Source organism: Nonomuraea zeae, from assembly GCF_005889725.1.
GTDB classification, from domain to species: domain Bacteria; phylum Actinomycetota; class Actinomycetes; order Streptosporangiales; family Streptosporangiaceae; genus Nonomuraea; species Nonomuraea zeae.
In genome coordinates this window covers 1-21,276 of record NZ_VCKX01000089.1, presented here as the reverse complement: position 1 = coordinate 21,276, position 21,276 = coordinate 1, and the positions used below count along the sequence as shown (strand labels likewise).

Here is a 21,276-nt window from a genome sequence, read left to right as displayed (position 1 = left end):
GGTCCCGTGGACAGTAGGACGAAGCGCCGCTTATCCGCGGCCGAGCTCGACGCGCTGGCCCGGCGGGCGGTGGGCGCGGGCGTGGTGTCCGCCACCGAGCTGACCGACGGCTACGCCAACGCCGTCTGGCGGCTGCGGCTCGACGACGGGCGCGAGGTGGTGCTGAAGCTGTCGCCGCCGCCCGATCTCGACCAGCTCAGCTACGAGCGCAACCTGCTGCGCATGGAGGCCGCCGCCTACGAGCTGGCGCTCAACGCGGGCGTGCCGATGGCGACGCTGCTGCGCGCCGGGTTCGACGATCCGGTGCTGGGCGGCGACTACCTGCTGCTGAGCGCGCTGGACGGCGTGTCGTGGAACGACGTCAAGCCCGAAGGCGAGGACGCGCTGCGCAGGGAGCTGGGCCGCCTTCTGGCCAGGTTCAACACGGTGACCGGCGAGGTGTTCGGCTACCCGCACGCCGGGATCGTCGGCGCAACCTGGCGGGAGGCGTTCCTGGCGATGGTGGCGGCGCTGCTCGGCGACACCGAGCGCTACCCGACGGCGCTGCCGCGCCCGGCCGGGGAGATCATGGCCGTGTTCGAGGCGGCGGCGCCGGTGCTCGACGAGGTGACGACGCCGCGGCTGGTGCACTTCGACGTGTGGGCGGGCAACGTCTTCCTCGACCTGAGCGGCCCGCCGCGCATCCAGGCCATCATCGACCACGAGCGGGCCTTCTGGGGCGACCCGATCGCGGAGTTCGTCACACCGACGATCTTCGGCGAGCTGACGGAGGACGACCCGCTGCTGGCGGGCTACCGCGAGGTGACGCCGCTGGAGCTGACCCCGGCGGCGCTGGCCAGGCTCGACCTCTACCGCGCCTACCTCTACCTGATCCTGCTGGTGGAGAACGGACCCCGGCAGTACCCCGAGGAGGAGTACGCCAGGGTCCGCGATCTGGCCATCAGCTCACTGGGCGGCGTGCTGGACCGCCTCGTACGCACCTCCCCCGGCCTCGCGGGCTCCGGTGGCGGCGGCGGTGCCGGCGGTTAGCTTCGCGCACTGGCCGGCCCGCGCGCCGGAGATCTTGTTCGGCACGCCGAGGTCCACCGGCGCGGGGGCGTTCCCCGAGCAGGCGAGCGCGCCCTTGACCGTGGTGCCCGACAGGATCGGCGCCGTGTTGCCGCTCAGCAGCACGGCCCCGCGCAGATCGGCGCCCACGACGGTCAGGGAGCGCGCGCCGCTGACGCTGAGCGCGCCGCTGATCCGGGTGCCGAGCAGGTGCACGGCGGCGGCTCCCGCGGCGGTGAGCGTGCCGGTGACCCGGCCGCCGGTGACCACCAGCGAGGCCCCGGCCTGCACCGTGACGGATCCTATGACCTGGGCGTCGACGAGGCAGGTGACGCCATCGGCGGCGGCGAGCGGGCCGCGGTGGACGCCGGTCACGGTACGGGTGCAGGCGGGCGGCGGGGCGATGGTGGTGACGGTGAAGCTCCTGGCCTTGCCGTAGTTGCCCGCGGCGTCGATGGAGCGGTACTCGATCTCGTGGCGCCCGCGCGGCAGCTTGCCGTACACGAGGGAGTCGATGACCGTGCCCTCCTCCGTGAACACCCATGGCAGCTCGGACGAGGTGGGCCAGCCGAAGTAGTTGAACCAGCCGTCGCCGTCCACCCTGGACTCCGAGACCACGTAGCCGTCGCGGTCGTCGTCGCCGGTGAGCCGCATCGAGAACGGGCCGTTGTAGACGTAGGTGCTGCCCGACCTCGCGAGCGGCTCGGACAGCTCGTACCGGGTGGCGGGCGGGGCCGCGTCGACCGTCCAGGTGAGCGTGCTCGCGCCGAGTGCGGCGGTGAGCGTGTGCGCGCCCGGCTTCAGGTCGAGCTCGCCCAGGTCGAGGTCGGCGCCCTCGCCGGCCCGTGCGCCGTCCAGCGTCCAGGTGACCTCGGGCAGGCTCGCGGCCGGATGGGTGGTCTCCACGTACACGACCTCGTCGCGGCCGAGCGGCCGGTCGGTGGGCGTGGAGGAGACGAAGGCGGGCTCGATGCCGTCCGGCGGCGTGGTCAGCGCGGTGTCCACCGTCCAGGTCCGGGTCCTGGTGATGGCCGCCCTGATCGCCGGGTCCCTGACGAAGGCCGTCGGGTCCGTGACCGTGGCCTTGACCGTGTGCGTTCCCGGCGTGAGCGAGAGCGTGCGCAGGTCGAGGGCGGTCCGGTCGCCCGGGAGGTCCTGGCCGTCCACGTTCCAGGTGGTGGTGAGGGAGTGGCCGACCGGGCGCATCGGCTCGACCCAGAGCACCCGGTCCGCGCCGACGGGCGCGTCCACCGGCGTCGAGTCCTGGATGACCATGGTCTTGCCCGTGATGCGCTGGACCATGACCTCGCGGCTGACCTGGTCGAAGTAGTAGCCGAGGGTCTTCATCATCGAGTGCCTGCTCGGCCGCCAGACGCCGGTGGTGTAGTAGAGGCCGCCCTCGTAGCGGCCGATCGGGCCGCCCGACTCGCTGGGCTCACCCAGCCAGCGCCACCACTTCTTCTGCTGCTCGCTGAGCTGCCGCTCGGTCAGCAGGGTGTGGTGGGCGCTCGACGGCTCCGGCCCGGTGTAGGCGCCTCCGGGGACGCCGCGCTGGTAGTAGTCGTACTCGTCCTGCAGGCCGCCGAGCGAGTGGCCGAGCTCGTGCGGGCTGATCAGGGCGGACATGCTGTTGCTGCCGGAGGCGGTGGCGTACGAGCCGCCCGCCCCGCCGTACGTGCCGCTGTTGCCGAGCGCGAGGATCTGCCGGTTGCCGGACGCGGTGCCGGTGACCAGGTCGGCGTAGCGGGTGGCGGCGGCGTTGTCCATGGTGATCAGGCGCTGGACGCTGGCCGGGTTGCACCGGCCCCAGAAGCCCATGCTGAGCGGTGTCGTACGCCTCGGCGCGTCGAGTCCGGGGTCGCAGCTGATGCCGGACTCGCCAGAGACGATGTCGATCCGGTAGACGTTGATGTAGTTCCGGTACGACTTGAACGGCTCGATCGACCACATCACGTTCAGGTGCCGGTCGGCGTCGGCCTTGAACCTGGCCTGCTCGGCCTCGGTGTAGCCGTCGCCCATGATGATCAGATTGAACCGCTTGGCCGGAGCGCCGGTGACCTGCACGGGCACGACGGTGGCCGCGCCGGGCTCGGCGGAGGCGTGAGCGGGGAGCACGGATAACTCGGGGAGCACAAAGGACACGGCGGCGGCCAGAACCAGGGCCACGAATCTACGCATGACATGCACTATCGGCCCGAATCATCCCAGCCGTCCATGCCCAACGGCCAGCCACTCAGGCTCCAGGCCTCCCTGCACTCGTACGGGCACTCATGCGGGCACTCATGCAGCGCTCAAGCTGTGGGCAACTGGGCCAGCATGACGGGTGGCGTGGTGGGCCGGTCCGAGCCGTTGGCCGGCTCGACGGTGAGCGCCACGTGGTCGTCGTCGCCCAGGGTGGTGAGCAGCATGGGCTCGGTCAGGCCGCCGGCGGCGGGTGCGAGCATCCCGGCCGGGCGCGGGCCGTCGGGGCCCATCAGCCACAGCTCGTACGCCTGGGTGGCCGGCAACTCGCGCAGGCCCGACGAGGCGAACAGCATGCGCCCGGCCGAGCGCGAGATCACCACCGTGCCGGTGCCGCCGGAGGTGATCGGCTGGCGCATGGTCTCGGCGTCGGGGGCGGCCAGCACGGCGATCAGGCCCTCGTTCCGCGCGGTGGCGTCGCCCAGGTCGCGGCGGGCGTCGAAGGCGACCACGCCGAGCGCGACCGCGGCCGCCGCGGCCACCGCCGCCAGGCCGGCCAGCGCCTTCGACCGCCCGCGCCGCAGCGGGACGACCTGGCCGCCGCCCTCCACCGGCGCCGGGAGCCCCGCGGCCGGCACGGGGACCGCCTGGACCGGCCTGAGCGCCTCCTGCCATCCGTCCCCGGGCAGCAGGTTCAGCGTGGGGCCATGCCCGTCACCGGGCGGCAGGTTCAGCGTGGGGCCGTGCCCGTCGCCGGGCGGCACGCTCAGCGTGGCCTCGTCGCCGTTCTCCGGCGGCAGGCTGAGCGTCGGCCCGTCCACCGGCACCTCGATCAGCCCCTCTCCCGGCCCCTCGATCGGCCCCTCGACCAGCCCCTCGATCGGCAGGGGCACGGGGCCGCGGGTCGCCGGAGGGCGCCAGATGGTCGGGCTGTCGTCGTGCCCCTGCCCTGGCCCCTGCTCCGGCCCCCGCTGCTCGTCGGGGGGCCGCGAACGGTGTGCGGCGTCGAGCAGCCGCTTGCGCAGCCGCGCGGGCGGCGGCTCGGCCACCGCTTCGGCCAGCCGGGCGGCCGTCTCCCGCAGACGCCGCACCTCGCTCCAGCATCCGGGACACGCGAGCAGGTGCTCCTCGAACAGCACCCACTCGGCGTACGGCAGTGCGTGCACGGCGTAGGCACCGGAGAGGGTGTGGAGTTCGTCGTTCATTTCCACTCCCAAGCGTGAGAGGCGGCTCACGCATGTACTTCGGCCGCTCGGGCACGCCGGATGGCCGTAGAGCCTTGTTCATTTCGCATGACCTTGGCACAATCTCACTAGGTGATGAATTATGAGCTGTGTGATTGCAGGAGGCGGCCCCGCGGGAGCGATGCTGGGGCTGCTGCTGGCCCGGGCGGGAGTCGAGGTCACGCTGCTGGAGAAGCACGGCGACTTCCTCCGTGACTTCCGCGGCGACACGATCCATCCGTCCACGCTGCAGGTGCTCGACGAGCTGGGGCTGGCGCAGGAGTTCCTGAAGCTCCCCCACCGCAAGGCGTACGGGCTCACGCTCGTCTCCGACACCGGCGACACCAGGGTCGCGAGCCTGCGCGGACTGCCCGGCAAGTACAACTACATCGCGTTCGTCCCGCAATGGGACTTCCTCAAGCTCATCACGTCGGCCGCGAGCCGCTACCCCAGCTTCCGGCTGCTGATGAACGCCGAGGCGTACGGCCTGATCCGCGAGGGCGACACCGTACGCGGGCTCCGCTACCGGGACGAGTCGGGCGAGCACGAGATCAGGGCGGACCTGACCGTCGCCGCCGACGGCCGCCACTCGGCCCTGCGCGGTCGAGCCGGCCTGGTGCCGCAGGAGCTCGGCGCGCCGATGGACGTCGTCTGGTTCCGGCTGCCCCGGCTGGAGCAGGATCGCGACGACACGTTCCTGCGGGTGTCCAGCGGCCACATGATGGTCGCGATCAACCGCGAGACCTACTGGCAGCTGGCGTACCTGATCCCCAAGGGCGGGTACGGCGAGCTGACCCGCAAGGGCATCGACGCGCTCAGGGAGCCGGTGGCGCGGCTGCTGCCGTGGATCGCGGACCGCGCGCCGCAGATCAGGAGCTTCGACGACGTCAGCGTGCTCACCGTCGCGATCAACCGGCTGCGCCGCTGGCACCGGCCGGGGTTCCTGTGCATCGGGGACGCCGCGCACGCCATGTCGCCGGTGTTCGGGGTGGGCATCAACCTGGCCGTGCAGGACGCGGTGGCCACCGCCAACCTGCTGGCCGGCCCGCTCAGATCCGGCACGCCGATCCCCGAGGCGGCGCTGCACCGGCTGCAGCGGCGGCGGATGCTGCCCGCCCGGCTCACCCAGGCGGCCCAGCGGGTGGTGCAGACCCTCGTCGTCAGCCGGGCGCTGAACCGGCGGTTCGACGCCTCCAGGCTGCCGCGCGACCTGACGAAGGTGCCGCTGGTCAACCGGCTGGCACCCCGTTTCCTGGGCTTCGGGATCCGGCCCGAGCACGTGCAGGTCAAGGAAATTTGACCGTCCGCGCGCCCGCCCGCGTATAACTCCCTTCTCACAACGTGGACAATGGGGTCGGTAGCGCCGAGCCAGTGGAATACCCTCGTATCTCGTGAGCAGCAATCTGGTGGATCTCGATTCCTGGCGAGCCCTCCCCGCGGCGCAGCAGCCCGACTGGCCCGATCGCGGCGAGCTCGACAAGGTCGTCGCCGAGCTCGGCGGCCTGCCCCCACTGGTCTTCGCCGGCGAGTGCGACCAGCTCAAGGAGCAGCTGGCCGCCGTCGCCCGCGGCGAGGCGTTCGTCCTGCAGGGCGGTGACTGCGCCGAGACCTTCTCCGGCGCCACCGCCGACAACGTGCGCAACAAACTCAAGACCCTGCTGCAGATGGCCATCGTGCTGACCTACGCGGCCAAGGTCCCGGTCGTGAAGATCGGCCGGGTCGCGGGGCAGTTCGCCAAGCCGCGCTCGAAGGGCACGGAGGTCCGCGGCGGCGTCGAGCTGCCCGCCTACCGGGGCGACATGGTCAACGGGTTCGACTTCACCGCCGAGTCCCGCAAGCCGGACCCGTGGCGGCTGCTCAAGGCCTACCACTCCTCGGCCGTGACGCTCAACCTCGCCCGCGCCTTCACCAAGGGCGGCTACGCCGACCTGCGCCAGGTGCACGCCTGGAACCAGGACTTCGTGGCCGAGTCCCCCGCCGGCCGCCGCTACGAGCAGCTCGCCAGGGAGATCGACCAGGGGCTGGCGTTCATGCGGGCCTGCGGCGCCGACCCGGAGGAGTTCCACACGGTCGAGTTCTACTCCTCGCACGAGGCGCTCATCCTCGACTACGACCGGGCGCTCACGCGGATCGACTCCCGTACGGGGCTGCCGTACGACGTGTCGGCGCACATGGTCTGGATCGGCGAGCGCACCCGCCAGCTCGACGGGGCGCACGTCGACTTCTTCCGCCGCATCCGCAACCCGATCGGCGTCAAGCTCGGCCCGACCACCGCGCCCGAGGAGGCGCTGGCCCTGGTCGAGCGGCTCAACCCGGCCAACGAGCCGGGGCGGCTCACGTTCATCACCCGGATGGGCGCCTCCAAGATCCGCGACCACCTTCCTCCGCTGGTCAAGGAGGTCAGCGCGGCCGGGGCCCAGGTGGCCTGGATCTGCGACCCGATGCACGGCAACACGTTCGAGGCGACCGGCGGGCACAAGACCCGGCGCCTGGACGACGTGCTCGACGAGGTGGCCGGGTTCTTCGAGGTGCACCGGGCGCTCGGGACGCATCCCGGGGGCATCCACATCGAGTTCACCGGTGACGACGTGACGGAGTGCGTCGGCGGCGGCCACGAGATCGTCGAGACCGACCTCGGCACGCGCTACGAGACGGCCTGCGACCCGCGCCTCAACCGCAGCCAGTCGCTCGACCTGGCCTTCCGGGTGGCCGAGCTCTACCGCGGCTGACCTGCCTCTCCCCTTCTCCTCCGCACCCCCTCCGGCCGCCCCGTGTGGGCGGCCGGCTCCGTTTGCGGCGTGCGGCAGGGCTGGTACGCGTGACAGGTGAGGCCGATGGTGATCTGCGTCTCATTGGCGGGCCGGTCCGAACCATATTCCAGTGGAAGTGGCCTTTTCACGGCTATGATCACCCCGAAAAGTGCGGAAATTTCGGGAGAAAACGTGGATAGTGCCCCGGAGGGGGTCGACCCTAACATCCCCAACGTCGCGCGTATGTACGACTACTACCTCGACGGCAAGGACAACTTCGCGGCCGATCGGGCCGCGGCCGAGCAGATCCTGAAAACGTTTCCCGACACGAAGCAGGGAGCCCGCGCCAACCGGGCCTTCCTGCGGCGGGCCGTGCGGCACGTGGTCGACTCGGGCGTACGGCAGATCGTGGACCTGGGCGCCGGGCTGCCGACCCAGGGCAACACCCACGAGATCGCCCCTGAGGCGCGCGTGGTCTACGTGGACTACGACTCCGTGGTGTGCGTGCACGGCAGGGCGCTGCTGGCCAGGCAGGACAACGTGGACTTCCTGCAGGCCGACGTGCGCGAGCCGGACGCGCTGCTGGACAAGCTGGGCGACCTGGTCGACTTCGACCAGCCGGTGGCCTTCCTGATGCTGGCGATCCTGCACTTCATCCCGGACGAGCAGGCGTACGAGATCGTGCGCAAGCTCAAGGACAGAAGCGTGCCGGGCAGCCATCTGGTGATCAGCCACGCGGTGGACAGCACGCCGGACACCACGCCGCAGGCCCTGGAGATCTACCGCAAGGCCACCGCCTCGCTCAATATCCGGGACCACGACGGGATCCTGCGCTTCTTCGACGGTTACGAGCTGGCCGAGCCGGGCCTGACGTACCCGAACGGCTGGCGTCCCGACGACCCGGATGCGCCGGGGAACGGGATCACCTTCGGGTACGTGGGCGTCGCCCGCAAGCCCTGAGACTTACCGCAGTGCCTCGAGAAGCTGCCTGACCTGCGCGGACGGCGGCCCTGGAGGCACCGCGGCGTAGGTGGGCGCCTCAGGCCCGGCCAGCGGCACGTACGCCACCCCGCGCACCGGCGGCAGGTCGTCGAAGACCGGGTAGAACAGCGTCCACGACGGCGGCCCGGAGGCCAGGTCCACGAGCGTGTCGTGCAGACCGGTGAACTCCGGCCCGCGCGGCGGGCGCACCCCCGCCTCCGCCAGTGACCCGGTGACCAGGTCATGGAAGGCCGGGTTGTTCTCGCGGGGCGCGAGCCGTACCGGCAGGTCGCCGAGCTGCTCCAGCCGGACCTGCGGCTGGGCGGCGAGCGGATGGCCGGCGGGCAGCGCCACCACCAGCGGGTCGGTCCAGGCGGGGAACAGCTCCAGGCCCGGCGCCGCCTCGACCAGGCGTACCAGGGCGGCGTCCAGCTCGCCCGAGCGGACGGCCGCCAGGCGTTCGGCCGGCTTCTCCATCTTGATGAGGCGCACGCGCAGCGCGGGCGCGAGCCGCTCCAGCATCGCGTAGAGCCGCTGCCCCGGCGCGCGGGAGACCCCGATGCGCAGCGTCGTGGCGTCGGCACTGCCGGTGACGGCGCGCCTGGCCCGGTCGGCGGCGGCCAGCACCGCGCGGGCCTCGGGCAGCAGCCGCTGTCCCGCCTCCGTCAGCCGCACCTGCCGCTTCGACCGGTCGAAGAGCGGCGCGCCCAGCTCCCGCTCCAGCCTGCCCACCTGCTGGCTGACGGCGGGCTGGACGATGTGCAGCCGCTCGGCGGCCCGGCCGAAGCCTCCCTCGTCGGCGACGGCCACGAAATAGGCGAGCTGACGCAGCTCCACGGGCGATCCTCCATCCCATCACGATCGGTGATGTCTGTAGGGGAGAACATCGCCTGGTTCGGCCGTTCTTCCCGGGATGGACTGGCCTCCATGAATGCGAATGCATATATCGGGATAAGGCTGGGCGGGTTGTTCGGCCCGGCGGTGTTCGGCGTGACGGCGGCCGGGGTGGCGCTGCCCGGCGTCGCCGCCGCGTTGCGGGCGGCGCCCGGCGCGGTCGTGTGGGTGCTGACCGCGCACGCCCTGGCGCTCGGGGTGGGGACGGCGCTGTTCGGGCGGCTGTCGGACGCGTGGGGGGCGCGGCGCAGCCTGCTGCTCGGGTCGGCGGTGCTGGCCGCCGGCGCCGCCGTCTGCCTGCTGGCGCCCTCGCTCGGCGGGCTGGTCGCCGGCCGCGCGGTGCTGGCCACCGGCTCCGGCGCGTTGTCGGCGACCGCGCTGAGCCTGGTCGCGGCGACCGCGCCGGAGCGGCGGCCGGGCGTGCTGGCCTGGTACGGGGGCGCGATGGCGGTCTTCTCCGCGGGCGCCACGCTGGCCGGCGGCCTGGTCACGCAGGCTCTGTCGTGGCGGCTCACGCTCGTGCTGCCCGCGCTGGCCCTGCTGGCCGTGCCCTTCTGCCTGCCGCTCGCCCGCCGGCCGGGCTCGGGAGGCCGCGTCGACCTCGTGGGGGCGGGGCTGCTGGCGGGGGCCGCCTCGGCGTTCCTGATCCTCGTGCAGGCGGCCAACCTGGGCCTGGACGCGCCGGTGGCCGTGCTGGTGGGCGTCGTGCTCGTGTCGTCGGGGGCGGGGCTGGTCCTGCGGGTGCGTGCCGTGCCGGACGGGTTCGTCCCCCGCGCGCTGGCCGGTGACCGCGCTTTCCTGGGCGCGTCGGTGGCCGGGATCGGCGTGTACGGCGGGTTGTTCGCGACCATGTGGGTCGCCCCTCAGGTGCTGGCGGGCACGCACGGGTGGAGTGTCCCGGCCATCGGCGCCTGGCTCCTGCCCGGCGCGCTGCTCGGCGTCGTGCTGTCCAGGGTCGCCGGATCGAGGGCGTGGCTGCTGCCCGCGGTGGCCGCGGCGTTCGCCGCCTGCCTGGTGGTCGCCGGGTTGACCGGTGCCGCGGCGGCGCTGGTGACGGCCGCCTCGCTCGGCTTCCCCGCCTTCTCCCTGGCTCAGGTGGTGCTCACGGCACGCATGTCGGCCCGCTTCCCCGTGGAGCGGCGCGGCGGCGCGATGGGCCTGCTCAACCTGGCGTTCTTCGTCGGCGGCGGGCTCGGGCTGGGGCTGGCGGGCGCGCTGTCGCGGGTGGCCGGGCTGACCGGCGCGCTCGTGGCGATCGCCGTCCTGCCGCTGGCGACGGTGCTGACCGCACGAGCCGCCCGCAAGAGCGCGCCGGACAGCGGCCGGGAACACGGGAGCCCCGTCCGGGGGACGGGGCTCGGCGACGTCAGCTCTGCTCGGCGTTCTTGAGCTCCTCGCTGAGCTCGGACCGGATGCCGTCCATGTCGAGCGCCCGCACCTGACGGATCAGGTCTTCGAGCGCCGGGCCGGGGATGGCGCCGGCCTGGGCGAAGACCACGATGCCGTCGCGGATGGCCATCAGCGTGGGGATCGAGGTGATGTCGAAACCCTGCGCGAGCCCTTGCTCGGCATCGGTGTCGATCTTGCCGAAGGTGATGTCGTCGTGCTTGTCCGACGCCTGCTCGAAGATCGGCCCGAACTTCTTGCACGGCGGGCACCACTCTGCCCAGAAGTCGAGCAGGACGATCCCCTTGTCGGCGATGTCGTTGAAGTTCTTCTCGGTTACTTCGATAGTCGCCACAAGTGGCTCCTCGTTCGTCGTTGGAGTCTGTCGTCGCTGCGATGCATCCGTGTCAACCACGTACCCATCACCAGCATTCCATGCTCCGCCGGGGGGGCGCGGCCGCTCGGGACGGCCGCGCCCCGCGGGGTCAGCGGCCGCCCGGCAGGGTCAGGCCGACGACCAAGGGGTCGTGGTCGGAGGAGCGGTCGGCGTCCGGCTGGTAGAGGCCGGGCGGGTTGAACTCGGTGTTGTAGTCGAGGATGCGCGGCTCGTCGGAGTTGATGTGCCAGATGGTCGCGCTGGTCACCCGCTTGAGCAGCTCGCGGCCGACGAGCGCGTGGTCGAGCTCGCCCGCCAGCCCGTCGAACAGGTAGCTGTAGCGCAGCGGCGCGGGCACGAACCTCTTGGTCACGCTGGTCAGGCCGCCCGCCTCCAGCGTGTCGATCGGATCCTCCTCGCCGTAGGCGTTCAGGTCGCCGAGCACGATCGGGCTCGGCAGGTCCTGGTCCTCGATGAGCCCGAGCAGCGCCTGGGCCTGGGCGACGCGGGTGGCGTTCCAGCAGCTCTGCCCGTCGCCCTGGTCGGCGTCGGGGCCGTCGGCGGGGCAGGTGCCTTTGGACTTCAGGTGGTTGACCAGCATCGTGAACGGCTGGCCGCCGCCCTTCCGGCGGAAGGTCTGGATCAGCGGCGGGCGGCTGAACACCGCGTCCTGCGACGCCTTGGCCGGGCCGACGGGGGTCAGCCGGCCCGGCTTGTAGATCAGGCCGACCTGGATGGCGTCGGTGCCGGGGTAGGGGTGCGTGAGCGCGGCGTACGTGCCCGCGCCGACCTCGGCGTTGACGGCGTCCACCAGCGCCTGGAGCGCCGTCTGGCCGTTGTTCTCGACCTCCATGAGGGCGACCGCGTCGGCGTCGAGCCCCTTGAGCGCGGCGACCAGCTTGGCGAGCTGGCGCTGCTGCTCGGCGGCGGTGCTCGCCCCGCGCGAGCCGATCGTGGTGAACCAGTTGAGGGTGTTGAACGAGGCCACCTTCACGTTCCCGAGCACCGGGAACGGCCTCGGCAGGCGGGGGTTGACGTTCTTGTATCCGATCGGCCTGGTGGGCTGCAGCCGGTACGCGCCGAAGCCGTACCCGAGGACGCCCGTCACCCCGAGCGCCACGTCGCCCGTGCGCACGATGGGCGGCAGGACGGGCGGGTTCTCCCGGCCGGAGCCGTCGTCCACGAGCAGCGAGCGGCGTTCGTCCAGCGCCGGGTCCACGCCCGGCCGGTCCGTCGGCTGGAACAGCCGCCCCTGGGACGACAGCACGACCTCGCCGAAGCGGCCCAGGTTGTAGTGCTCGCTGACGGTCAGCACCTGCGGGAACGTGAGCAGCATGTTCTCGACCGGCTCCAGCCCGGCCGAAGGCAGCCGGTACGGCTGCGCCGCCACGCTACCCGTCCCGCACACGTCCACGGCGGTGACCGGTGACAGCTCGGTCCACCCGTTGAACTCCGTCGCCCGGCCGGTCACCAGGACCCGGTCCCCGACGTTGACGTCCTTGACCGACTCCCGGGCGAAGGCGAACAGCCCTTCGGAGGTCGCCGGGTCGGAGTCGGGCCGCGGATCCTGCAGGAAGAACCCGCTGAGCTGGTCGGTCCGCTGGAAGTCGCCGGTGACGACGCCTTCGACCCGCACCGTCCGGCCGGCGAGCGGGGTGGCGTCCCCGCTCCCCTGGACCTGGGCCACACGATGGGAGGCGGGGGTGTCGCAGGGGGCGGCCGGATCGGCCAGAGCCGGGACCTGAGCGGTGGCGAGGAAGGAGATCGGGAGGACCACCCCGATCAGCGCTGCCAGGAATACTCGGGATAAAGCGCTCATGTCCGGCACTTTAGAGCCATTTTAGAGCGCATTTTTCTACATAAATGTGGTTAGAACATTAAATCGTCGAACCTTGACATCCCCCTCCGGGGGTATGACCAGTCCATGGACTGGGTCACCTGCGCGTATTCGGTTGCCTGCACCGGAGTCGCTAGCCGGCCGTCCGGCCTGTGCCTGGCGCACCTGTCACCCGAACAACTCCTGCAAGCTCTTGAGGAGCTGGCCCCCGGCCGCCTGCTCGACCTGCGCGGCACGACCGTCAGCGGCGATCTGCTGACGCGGATCCTGCACGCCACCCGCTCCCGGCCCGGCAGGACCCGGCTGGACCACGTCAGGTTCACCGGCGACGTCAGGCTGTCCGGCGTGACGTTCGCGGGCGACGTGTCGCTCGACGAGGCCAGGTTCGAGCGGCTGGCCTCGTTCTTCGGCGCCCGCTTCGACGGGAACGTGTCGCTGGCCGGGGCCAGGTTCACCCGCGAGCTGTCCTTCCACGGCGTCACCGCGCGCGGGCACGTCTCCTTCGACCGGGCCGTGATGTCGCGCGACGCCCTGTTCAGCCAGGTGGTGCTCGGTCACGGGCTCTCGTGCGAGCGGGCCAGGTTCGACGGGTACGCCACGTTCGACGGCGCCTGTCTCGGCGACGGGGCGACCTTCCGCGGCACCCGCTTCGGCCGCACCCTGTCCTTCCGCAAGGTCAGCGGGTCCGCCGGGTTCGAGGCCGCGCACTTCGCCGCCGACGCCTACCTCTCGGGCACCGGCAGGCTCTCGGTGGCCAGGGCCCGCGCCGACGGGATCCTCGACGTGGCGGCCGCACGCTGCGGCGTGAACCTGCGCGGCGTCGAGGTGTCGGGCGCGACCACGCTGCGGCTGACCGACTCGCAGGCCGACCTGGAGGGCGCGGTGCTGCGCGGCCCCGCCACCGTCACCGGCAGGGGCAGGTCCATGCTGACCTCGCTGCGGCAGGTGGAGGCGGCCAGCCTGAGCCTGTTCGGGCTGGACCTGTCGGTGTGCAGGTTCGCCGGCCTCGCCCACCCCGCGGGGGTCCGGGTCAAGGACTGCACGTTCGCGCTCACGCCGCGCGGTGTCCGGGTGAGCCTGCGCTGGCCGATGCTGCGCTGGTTCTCCCGCCGCCGCGCCCTGGCCGACGAGCACACCATGCGCGGCTGGGGCGACGCCGGGGACACCGGCACCACGCCCGACCGGCTGGCCGCCCTCTACGCCGGCCTGCGCCCCACCGACCGCGCCACCTCCGCCGACTTCGCCTTCGCGGCCATGGAGATGCGCCGCCAGGCCGGTCACCGCTGGTGGCTGTCGGTGTCCTGGCTGCTGTGCGGGTACGGGATGCGCATGGGCCGGGCGGCGGGCTGGTTCGCGCTGGTGGCCGCGCTCACCGCCGCCGCCGTGCTGTGGTCCTCCGCCTCCCACGCCGAACGCCAGGCCGAGCCGCCCGGCCCGGCCATGCTGCACCGTTAGGGCCGTTCCGGCGAGCTCAGTCCGGAAGCTCGTCCACGATGGCGGCGATGGCGCGGAAGTGGGACGAGCGCCATCCGCCGCCCATGATCCGGCGGGAGAGCTGCTGCACCTCGTCGTCGGGGTCGAAGCCCTCGTGGTCGAGGAACAACCGCGTCCCCTTGCCCTCGGCCGCCAGCCTCCAGGTGACCGTCCAGTCGGCCCGCTTGCCGTCGCTCCAGCTGATCTTCATCAGCCGCTCCGGTACGAGCTCCAGCACCTCGCAGTAGACGATCCCGTCGAACCCGACCTGCTTCTTCGGCGTCGTGGTGAAGGTGAACCGGTGCCCCACCTCGGCCTTGAAGTCGTTGGGCATGAGCCAGCGGGCGATCAGCTCCGGATCGGTCAGCGCCCGCCACACCTTCGCGGGCGGGTGCGCGATGAACTGGTCGAGCCTGATCGCGCGCAGGTCCTCGGCCGTCTTGTCGTGGGACATCTCAGGTGGCATCGCCGGATGCACCGTCCTCTTCCATCTCGTCGAGCAGGGTCGTGAGACCGGCGAGCTTCTCCCGCCAGAAACGTTCGTAAGGGGTGAGCCAGTCGCGGATCTCCAGGAGCGGCGCGGCCTCCAGCCGGTAGTGCCGCTCCCGCCCCTTGCGGGTCTCGGCCACCAGCCCGGCGTCCCTGAGCACCTTGAGATGCTCCGACACGCTGGGCCTGCTCATGTCGAACCGCTCGGCCAGCCGGCCCGCGGGCTGGGCGCCCTCGTCGAGCAGCAGCCGCAGCAACTCGCGGCGGGCCGGGCTGGCCAGCGCCGCGAACACGTGGTCGGCGGTCATGCCTGGCTGACCACGTACCCGTTGCCGAAGGGGTCGTGGAACAGCAGCTGGCGGCCCCACGGCTCGTCGCTCGGCCCCTCGAAGGCGGTCTCGTTAGCGCGCAGCCGCGCGGCCAGCGCGTCCAGGTCGGGCGCGGTCACCACCAGGCCGCCGATCGGCGCCATCCCGGGGAACCAGGAGGCGAGCAGCAGCGTGGTCTCGCCGCCCTTGGGCGCGACGGTGAGCCAGCGGCCCATGGGGAACGGATTGTCGGTGCGTACCTCGAAGTCGAGCACGCCGGTGTAGAAGGCGAGCGCCCGCTCCTGGTCGGCCACGGGCACGGTGACGGTGGCGATGGTGGATATCAGCATGTCGGACACTATACGTAGGATTTTTCCTACTTAACAAGTCTCTTCGTCGAAATATCAGGGAGTTCCCTGATGGGACCCCGAGATCCTCCTCCCTAAACTTGTGGCCATGCGCATCGACGACTACGTGGCAGATCTGAACCGCGCGCTCTCCGGCCCGTACGGACCGAAGCGGGACATGGTCGTCGAAGCGCGCCACAGCCTCTCCGACACCGCGGACGCCCTGGAGGCCGACGGGCTGGAGCGGCTGGAGGCGGAGCGGCTGGCGGTGGCGGAGTTCGGCGAGATCGCCGAGGTCGCGCCCGGCTACCAGGCCGAGCTGACCGCCTCGTCGGGGCGCCGGCTGGGCGTCCTGCTGTTCATCAGCGTCCCGCTCACGGTGCTCATGTGGTCGGTGCTCTGGCGTCTCTATCCCGCCACCGAGGAGGTCTGGGCCAGCCAGCCGGCCTGGTTCGGGCCCGTCTCACGGCTGCTCGACGTCGTCCAGCTCGCCACGGGCCTGTACGGCGGGCTCGCGCTGTTCGCGCTCAGCAGGGGCGCGCGGTGGATCCGCCGGCCGCGCCTGGTGGTCAGGTCGATGGGCGTGATCGTGTGGACCGCGCTGCCCGTCACCGCCGGGCTGGGCCTGCTGCTCTCTTACGGCACGCAGTCCCCCAACACCCTGACCGCGCTGCCGGCCCTGCTGGCCAACCTCGTGACCTCGGCGATGTGGGGGATGCAGATCTACTGCGCCACGCGCTGCCTGCGCGTCACGGGCCCGTCGCGGCCCTGTCCGGTACGCCACTGACCCCGTCCGCGCGCAGGACGCCGCCGATCACGCTGGCGAACTCCCGCCAGGCAGACCGCTCGCCCTCCAGCTGGCGGCGGCCCGAGGCGGTCAGCCGGTAGGTGCGGCGCTTGCGCCCGCCCACCGTGGCCCACTCGCTGGACAGGTAACCGACGCGCTCCAGCCGGCGCAGGGCCGGATAGACGGTGCCCGTCGGGACGTTGAGCGCGCCTCCGCTGCGCTCCTGCAGCGCCTCGATGATGGCGTAACCGTGCAGGGGCTCGCCCTCGAGCACCGAGAGCAGCAGCGCGTCCATGTGCCCGCGCAGCGCGTCTGGATTCATGACTCCGATCCTAGACATCGTTGCCTCATGTAGACAGTCTACATGTAGGCTGTCTATATGTAGGTAGGCACAACAACGGAGTCGTGATGGATGTACTCGAACTGGCTCGCACGCAGTTCGCCGTGACGGGGAGCCTGCATTTCCTGTTCGTCGTGCTCACGCTGGGGCTGGCGCCACTGGTGGCGATCATGCACACCCGCTGGGTGCTCTCGGGAGACCCGGCGCACGAGCGGATGACGCGGTTCTGGGGGCAGATCTACGTCATCAACTACGCGCTGGGCATCGTCACCGGGCTGGTGATGGAGTTCCAGTTCGGGCTCTCGTGGAGCGGGCTGTCCCACTACGCGGGTGACGTGTTCGGCGCGCCGCTGGCCATGGAGACGCTGGTGGCCTTCTTCCTGGAGTCCACGTTCCTGGGCCTGTGGATCTTCGGCTGGGGCCGGCTCCCCAAGCGGGCGCACCTGGCCTGCATCTGGCTCGTGACGCTGACGGCGTACGCGAGCGCGTTCTTCATCATGGTGGCGAACTCGTACCTGCAGAACCCGGCCGGATCCGTGCTCAGGAACGGGCGGATGGAGCTGGTGGACTTCGGCGCCCTGCTGACGAACAAGGCGCTGCTGTTCTCCTTCCCGCACGTCATCGGGGCCGGGCTGTTCGCCGGGGGCATGGTGATGGCCGGCGCCAGCGCGTACAAGCTGCGCCGCCGCACCGCCGAGCTGGAGTTCTTCTCCTCGTCGCTGCGGATGGGCGTCGGCGTGGCGGGTCTCGGGATCTTCGTCACGATGATGTCCGGCTACCTGCAGTTCGCCGGCGTGCAGGAGGGCAAGTTCAGCGGCAACACGGGCGCGGCGCTCTCGCTCGCGATCATGATGGAGATCGGGCAGCTCGTCGGACTGTTCGTGCTGCTCGTGATGCTGCCGCTGCTGCGCAGCCTGCCCCGGCGGCGCTGGGCGCACGTGATCCTGATCGGGATGACGCCGCTGCCGTTCCTGCTGTCGATCGCGGGCTGGGGCGCGCGGGAAATCGGCCGGCAGCCCTGGATGATCTGGGAACGGCTCAGCGTGGCCGATGCCCTCTCCCCCGGGCTCACGCCGGGCATGATCACGGCCTCGTGCGTCGGCTTCGTGGCCGTGCTGGGGCTGCTGGCGGTGGTCGACTACGTGCTCATCGCCAAGGCGATCAAGCGCGGGCCGAGCGGCCCGGCCCTCGGCGCCACCGTGGACGAGCCCCGGTCCCCCGCCCTGAGCTACTGAGGAGTTGTCGAGATGGAAGTGATCTGGTTCGTCTTCTTCGCGGTGCTGCTCGCCGGATATTTCGCCCTGGAGGGGTTCGATCTGGGGGTGGGGCTGCTGCTGCCGTTACTCGGCAGGACGCGCGAGGGGCGCGATCGCCTGGTGGCCGCCGTCGCGCCGTACGTGCTGGCCAACGAGGTCTGGCTGGTGGCCGTGGCCGGGACGTTGTTCGGGGTCTATCCGCTGCTGGAGGGCGAGGTGCTGTTCGGCCTGTACCCCCTGGTGGTGGCCATGCTGCTGAGCTGGATCCTGCGGGACGCCGGGCTGTGGTTCCGCCGCAGGCTGGACGGCTTCAGGTGGCGGGGCTTCTGGGACGCGATGATCGCGTTCGGGTCGCTGGGGCTGTCGTTCTGCTGGGGGATGGCGCTGTACGCGGCGGCCACCGGGTTCGAGCATCCGCCGGTGCACCCGCTCGGGGTGCTGCTGGGCATGGTGGTGACGCTGTTGTTCGCCTTCCACGGGTGGACGTTCCTGGCGTGGCGGACGCCCGGCGTGTTCGGGGCGTCCAGGTCGGGGCGGTCCCTGGTGATCTCAGGTGTAGTGGCCGCGCTGCCCGCCGTGGGGGTGCTCGCAGGCGCGATGCCGTACCTGCTGGCGCACAGCGCGCCGCCCGCCACGCTGAATGTGCTCAGTGTCATGGTGCTGCCCGTCGCACCCATCATGCTGGGCGCGCAAGTATGGGTATGGCGCACTTTCCGGCCAGGGAAGGACGCCGTCCTGCTCCCGTCGTTCTTCTGAGGGCACGTGCATAAGGATCTCCTGCGGCTCATGCGGGCCGAGCGGTCGGTGCGCCGTCACCTGACCGTGACCATGGTCGTGGCGGTGCTGGCGGGGCTCCTGGTGCTGGTGCAGGCCGAGCTGCTGGCCGGGGTGCTGTCCGGCAGGTTCACCGCCGCCGCGCTCGCGGGGCTGGCGGGGGTCGTGGGCGTGCGGGCGCTGCTGGCGTGGACCCAGGGCGTGTTCGCCGGGCGCACCGCGACCGGCGTGAAGTCGGCGCTGCGCCACCGGCTGCTCGGCCGCCTGCGCGACCTCGGGCCCGGGCGGCTGGCCGCGCACCGCTCCGGCGAGCTGGTCACGCTCACCGGGCGCGGCCTGGACGGGCTCGACGCCTACCTGACCGGCTACCTGCCGTCGATCGCCGTGGCCGCGGTGGTGCCGGTGGCCGTGCTGGTCCGGCTGTTCGCCGCTGACCTGTCGAGCGCGGTGATCGTGCTGGTCACGCTGCCGCTGATCCCGGTCTTCGGCGCGCTCGTCGGCATGACCACCAAGGCCGTGACCGAGCGGCAGTTCCTGGCGCTGTCGCGGCTCGGGGGGCACTTCCTGGACGTGGTGCGCGGGCTGCCGACGCTGCGGGCGTTCGGGCGGGCCCGCTATCAGGCGTCGGTCATCCGGCAGGTGGCCGACGCGCACCGGAGCGCCACGATGCGGACGCTGCGGGTGGCGTTCCTGTCGTCGCTGGTGCTGGAGCTGTGCGCGTCGCTGTCGCTGGCGCTGGTGGCGGTGCCGATCGGGTTGCGGCTGCTCGGGGGGTCGCTGGATCTGACGACGGCGCTGCTGGTGCTGCTGCTGGCGCCGGAGGCGTATCTGCCGCTGCGGGCCATGGGGACGCGGTTCCACGCCTCCATGGAGGGGGTGGCCGCCGCGGACGCGGCCTTCGCCGTCCTGGACGGGGCCGGCGAGGACGAGCGTGATGACGTACGCCCCTACCAGGCGTCCGCTGGGGCGCCGTCGGGTGGGGCGCCGTCGGGTGGGGCGCCGGAGATCCGGCTGGAAGATGTGACCGTGCGTTACCCCGGCCGGGACGGGGCCGCGCTGGAGAGCGTCTCCCTCACCATCGGCCCGCGCGAGCGGGTCGCCCTGGTGGGTGAGAGCGGCGGCGGCAAGAGCACGCTGCTGCACCTGGTGCTGGGGTTCATCCGCCCGTCCGAGGGCCGGGTCCTCATCGACGGCGTGGACCTGCGCGAGCTGGACCTGGGGGGCTGGCGGGCGCGGCTGGCGTTCGTGGCCCAGCGCCCGCACCTGTTCGCCACGTCGGTGGCGGACAACATCCGGCTCGGTGCTCCCTCCGCCTCCCTGGAGGACGTCCGCCGGGCCGCCGCGGCCGCGCACGCCGGCTTCGTGGCCGACCTGCCCGAGGGATACGACACCGTCGTGGGCGAGCGCGGCACCAACCTGTCCGCCGGGCAGCGGCAGCGGATCGCCCTGGCCCGCGCCTTCTGCCGTCCCGACGCCTCGGTGCTGCTGCTCGACGAGCCCACGGCGCGGCTCGACGGGCGCAGCGAGGCCGCCGTGGTCGCGGCCACCGCCGACCTGGCCGAGGGGCGCACGGCCGTCATCGTCGCGCACCGGCCCGCCATGATCGACCTCGCCGACCGCGTCATCCGGATCCACGAGGGCCGCATCGTCTCCGACACCACCCGCCCGGCCTCCGCCGGCCCACCGGCGCACGACGCCCCGGCGCACGGCCCCCGAACGGACGGCCCTCAGGTGGACGCCGCCCAGCCGGACAGGCACCAAGCGGGCAGTGCCCAGGTGGACGCCGCCCAGCCGGACGGCCACGAAGCGGGCAGTGCGCAGGTGGACGGCGCTCAGGTGAGGGACGGGCGGTCGGAGCGGGGACACGTGGGGGCGGCGCTGCGGGACGGGAGCGAGCGATGAACCGGCGCATGGGGATGCGGCTCGTCTGGGCCGTGCTGGCGGGAGCCGCGGCCGACCTGGCCGGGCTGGGCCTGATCGCCGCCGCCGCCTGGCTGATCACCCGGGCGGCCGAGCAGCCGCCCCTCGCCGCGTTGAGCGTGGCGATCGTGGCGACCAGGGCGTTCGCCACGGGCAAGGGCGTCTTCCGCTACGCCGAGCGCCTCACCGGCCACGACGTGGCGCTGCGGGCCCAGGCGGGCACCAGGGAGCGCCTCTACGACGCCCTGATCCCGCCCCAGCAGCCCCGCCACGGCGGTGCCGACCTGTTGAGCCGCATGGTCGACGACACCGAGGCCGTACAGGACCTGCTGGTGCGCTGCCTGCTCCCGGCCGCCGCGGCGGCGATCGCCGGGCTGGCCGCCGTCGTGATCGGGCTGACCGTCCTGCCGGTGACCGCGCTGGTGCTGGCCGCCGGGCTCGTCCTGGCCGGTGTGCTGCTGCCCGCCGGTACGGCCGCCGCGGCCCGCCGCTGGTCGGCCAGGATCGCCCCCGCGCGGGCGGCCCTCGCGGCCCGGGTGGCCGACCTCGTGCACGGCTCCGCCGATCTGGCGGCGTACGGGGCCGACGACGAGGCGCTGGCCAAGGCGCTGGCCGCCGACGAGGCCCTGGCGACGCTCGAACGCCGCCAGGCCCGCGTCCACGCCGCCGCCCTGGCGGGTGGCACGCTGGTGCAGGGGCTGACGGTGGCGGTGGTCGTCCTGCTCGCCCAGTCGGCGGGGGCCTCCTCCGTCGGCACGGCTGTGCTCGCCCTGACCGCCCTGGTGGCCTTCGAGCCCGTACTTCCCCTGGCGGCGGCCGGAGAGCGCCTGGCGGGCATCACAGCCGCGCTCAGGCGGCTGCGTGAGGTCCGTTCCGCCACCCCCGCGACCACGGACCCGGCCACCCC

20 protein-coding genes are annotated in these 21,276 nt (G+C 72.3%); 11 read left to right on the top strand and 9 right to left on the bottom strand.

The window, feature by feature from the left end; genetic code table 11:
- Window positions 1–6: 6 nt before the first annotated feature.
- Window positions 7–1,029 carry a phosphotransferase family protein gene (locus ETD85_RS27010; RefSeq protein ID WP_138692578.1) on the top strand — a complete coding sequence of 341 codons (1,023 nt, stop codon included), beginning with the start codon at window positions 7–9 and terminating at the stop codon, window positions 1,027–1,029.
- Here ETD85_RS27010 and ETD85_RS27005 read toward each other — a convergent pair.
- Together ETD85_RS27005 and ETD85_RS27000 are read right to left on the bottom strand one after the other, a co-directional pair.
- Window positions 946–3,225 (bottom strand): M64 family metallopeptidase, encoded by a 2,280-nt coding sequence (locus tag ETD85_RS27005; protein ID WP_138692577.1) that lies wholly within the window; start codon window positions 3,223–3,225, stop codon window positions 946–948. The genes ETD85_RS27010 and ETD85_RS27005 overlap by 84 nt on opposite strands.
- Window positions 3,226–3,338: 113 nt before the next feature.
- Entirely contained in the window at window positions 3,339–4,433 is a 1,095-nt protein-coding gene (locus ETD85_RS27000; RefSeq protein ID WP_138692576.1) for an anti-sigma factor, read from the bottom strand.
- A gap of 121 nt (window positions 4,434–4,554) precedes the next feature.
- On the opposite strand from ETD85_RS27000, the gene ETD85_RS26995 reads away from it, so the two are divergent.
- From ETD85_RS26995 to ETD85_RS26985, 3 genes are all read left to right on the top strand, one after another.
- The gene (locus ETD85_RS26995; RefSeq protein WP_170246854.1) at window positions 4,555–5,751 is read left to right on the top strand and encodes an FAD-dependent oxidoreductase; all 1,197 of its coding nucleotides are present in this window, start codon (window positions 4,555–4,557) and stop codon (window positions 5,749–5,751) included.
- 91 nt (window positions 5,752–5,842) lie between these two features.
- Window positions 5,843–7,180: a class II 3-deoxy-7-phosphoheptulonate synthase gene (locus ETD85_RS26990; RefSeq protein ID WP_206058604.1), complete on the top strand. Its 1,338-nt coding sequence runs from the start codon at window positions 5,843–5,845 to the stop codon at window positions 7,178–7,180.
- A 213-nt stretch (window positions 7,181–7,393) separates the two neighbouring features.
- On the top strand, window positions 7,394–8,161 hold the full coding sequence (locus ETD85_RS26985) for an SAM-dependent methyltransferase (RefSeq protein ID WP_240779446.1): 768 nt from the start codon (window positions 7,394–7,396) through the stop codon (window positions 8,159–8,161).
- Between the two features lie 3 nt (window positions 8,162–8,164).
- On the opposite strand, the gene ETD85_RS26980 is transcribed toward ETD85_RS26985, so the two are convergent.
- On the bottom strand, window positions 8,165–9,019 hold the full coding sequence (locus ETD85_RS26980; protein WP_138692574.1) for a LysR family transcriptional regulator: 855 nt from the start codon (window positions 9,017–9,019) through the stop codon (window positions 8,165–8,167).
- A 90-nt stretch (window positions 9,020–9,109) separates the two neighbouring features.
- On the opposite strand from ETD85_RS26980, the gene ETD85_RS26975 reads away from it, so the two are divergent.
- Window positions 9,110–10,465: an MFS transporter gene (locus ETD85_RS26975; RefSeq protein WP_240779445.1), complete on the top strand. Its 1,356-nt coding sequence runs from the start codon at window positions 9,110–9,112 to the stop codon at window positions 10,463–10,465.
- Here the strand turns inward: ETD85_RS26975 and ETD85_RS26970 are convergent.
- Together ETD85_RS26970 and ETD85_RS26965 are read right to left on the bottom strand one after the other, a co-directional pair.
- Window positions 10,443–10,817: a thioredoxin family protein gene (locus ETD85_RS26970; protein ID WP_138692573.1), complete on the bottom strand. Its 375-nt coding sequence runs from the start codon at window positions 10,815–10,817 to the stop codon at window positions 10,443–10,445. The two genes, ETD85_RS26975 and ETD85_RS26970, sit on opposite strands and share 23 nt — an antisense overlap.
- Window positions 10,818–10,947: 130 nt before the next feature.
- Entirely contained in the window at window positions 10,948–12,657 is a 1,710-nt protein-coding gene (locus ETD85_RS26965; protein ID WP_138692572.1) for an ExeM/NucH family extracellular endonuclease, read from the bottom strand.
- A 105-nt stretch (window positions 12,658–12,762) separates the two neighbouring features.
- Here ETD85_RS26965 and ETD85_RS26960 point away from each other — a divergent pair, with 105 nt between their 5' ends.
- The gene (locus tag ETD85_RS26960; RefSeq protein ID WP_138692571.1) at window positions 12,763–14,130 is read left to right on the top strand and encodes a pentapeptide repeat-containing protein; all 1,368 of its coding nucleotides are present in this window, start codon (window positions 12,763–12,765) and stop codon (window positions 14,128–14,130) included.
- 16 nt (window positions 14,131–14,146) lie between these two features.
- Here ETD85_RS26960 and ETD85_RS26955 read toward each other — a convergent pair whose 3' ends face one another.
- From ETD85_RS26955 to ETD85_RS26945, 3 genes are read right to left on the bottom strand one after another with little or no spacing between them, the layout of a single operon-like run.
- Window positions 14,147–14,602, bottom strand: a complete 456-nt coding sequence (locus ETD85_RS26955) for an SRPBCC family protein (RefSeq protein ID WP_138692570.1) — start codon at window positions 14,600–14,602, stop codon at window positions 14,147–14,149.
- Window position 14,603: 1 nt separating this feature from the next.
- A complete protein-coding gene (locus tag ETD85_RS26950) occupies window positions 14,604–14,945 on the bottom strand; it encodes an ArsR/SmtB family transcription factor (protein WP_138692569.1) in 342 nt (113 codons plus the stop codon).
- Window positions 14,942–15,295, bottom strand: coding sequence for a VOC family protein (locus ETD85_RS26945; protein WP_138692568.1), 354 nt, complete (start codon window positions 15,293–15,295; stop codon window positions 14,942–14,944). The genes ETD85_RS26950 and ETD85_RS26945 overlap by 4 nt, the downstream gene beginning before the upstream one ends.
- Window positions 15,296–15,401: 106 nt before the next feature.
- Here ETD85_RS26945 and ETD85_RS26940 point away from each other — a divergent pair, with 106 nt between their 5' ends.
- Entirely contained in the window at window positions 15,402–16,079 is a 678-nt protein-coding gene (locus ETD85_RS26940) for a permease prefix domain 1-containing protein (protein ID WP_138692567.1), read from the top strand.
- On the opposite strand, the gene ETD85_RS26935 is transcribed toward ETD85_RS26940, so the two are convergent.
- The gene (locus tag ETD85_RS26935) at window positions 16,042–16,401 is read right to left on the bottom strand and encodes a helix-turn-helix transcriptional regulator (protein WP_138692566.1); all 360 of its coding nucleotides are present in this window, start codon (window positions 16,399–16,401) and stop codon (window positions 16,042–16,044) included. The two genes, ETD85_RS26940 and ETD85_RS26935, sit on opposite strands and share 38 nt — an antisense overlap.
- An 86-nt stretch (window positions 16,402–16,487) precedes the next feature.
- Here ETD85_RS26935 and ETD85_RS26930 point away from each other — a divergent pair, with 86 nt between their 5' ends.
- From ETD85_RS26930 to ETD85_RS26915, 4 genes are all read left to right on the top strand, one after another.
- Entirely contained in the window at window positions 16,488–17,654 is a 1,167-nt protein-coding gene (locus tag ETD85_RS26930; protein WP_138692565.1) for a cytochrome ubiquinol oxidase subunit I, read from the top strand.
- Window positions 17,655–17,666: 12 nt separating this feature from the next.
- A complete protein-coding gene (locus tag ETD85_RS26925; protein ID WP_138692564.1) occupies window positions 17,667–18,431 on the top strand; it encodes a cytochrome d ubiquinol oxidase subunit II in 765 nt (254 codons plus the stop codon).
- 6 nt (window positions 18,432–18,437) lie between these two features.
- Window positions 18,438–20,351 carry a thiol reductant ABC exporter subunit CydD gene (cydD, locus tag ETD85_RS26920; RefSeq protein ID WP_240779444.1) on the top strand — a complete coding sequence of 638 codons (1,914 nt, stop codon included), beginning with the start codon at window positions 18,438–18,440 and terminating at the stop codon, window positions 20,349–20,351.
- Window positions 20,348–21,276, top strand: a 929-nt coding sequence (locus tag ETD85_RS26915) for an ABC transporter transmembrane domain-containing protein (protein ID WP_240779443.1), incomplete at its 3' end; no start/stop codon positions are given. The genes cydD and ETD85_RS26915, both read left to right, overlap by 4 nt.

Bases quoted from the DNA above. Each gene is read 5' to 3' on its own strand.
- ETD85_RS26975 (WP_240779445.1), top strand. From the start codon at position 9,110: ATGAATGCGAATGCATATATCGGGATAAGGCTGGGCGGGTTGTTCGGC.
- ETD85_RS26925 (WP_138692564.1), top strand. From the start codon at position 17,667: ATGGAAGTGATCTGGTTCGTCTTCTTCGCGGTGCTGCTCGCCGGATAT.
- ETD85_RS26995 (WP_170246854.1), top strand. From the start codon at position 4,555: ATGAGCTGTGTGATTGCAGGAGGCGGCCCCGCGGGAGCGATGCTGGGG.
- ETD85_RS26930 (WP_138692565.1), top strand. From the start codon at position 16,488: ATGGATGTACTCGAACTGGCTCGCACGCAGTTCGCCGTGACGGGGAGC.
- ETD85_RS26960 (WP_138692571.1), top strand. From the start codon at position 12,763: ATGGACTGGGTCACCTGCGCGTATTCGGTTGCCTGCACCGGAGTCGCT.
- ETD85_RS26945 (WP_138692568.1), bottom strand. From the start codon at position 15,295: ATGCTGATATCCACCATCGCCACCGTCACCGTGCCCGTGGCCGACCAG.
- ETD85_RS26965 (WP_138692572.1), bottom strand. From the start codon at position 12,657: ATGAGCGCTTTATCCCGAGTATTCCTGGCAGCGCTGATCGGGGTGGTC.
- ETD85_RS27005 (WP_138692577.1), bottom strand. From the start codon at position 3,225: ATGCGTAGATTCGTGGCCCTGGTTCTGGCCGCCGCCGTGTCCTTTGTG.
- ETD85_RS27000 (WP_138692576.1), bottom strand. From the start codon at position 4,433: ATGAACGACGAACTCCACACCCTCTCCGGTGCCTACGCCGTGCACGCA.
- ETD85_RS26950 (WP_138692569.1), bottom strand. From the start codon at position 14,945: ATGACCGCCGACCACGTGTTCGCGGCGCTGGCCAGCCCGGCCCGCCGC.
- ETD85_RS26935 (WP_138692566.1), bottom strand. From the start codon at position 16,401: ATGAATCCAGACGCGCTGCGCGGGCACATGGACGCGCTGCTGCTCTCG.
- ETD85_RS26940 (WP_138692567.1), top strand. From the start codon at position 15,402: ATGCGCATCGACGACTACGTGGCAGATCTGAACCGCGCGCTCTCCGGC.
- ETD85_RS26955 (WP_138692570.1), bottom strand. From the start codon at position 14,602: ATGTCCCACGACAAGACGGCCGAGGACCTGCGCGCGATCAGGCTCGAC.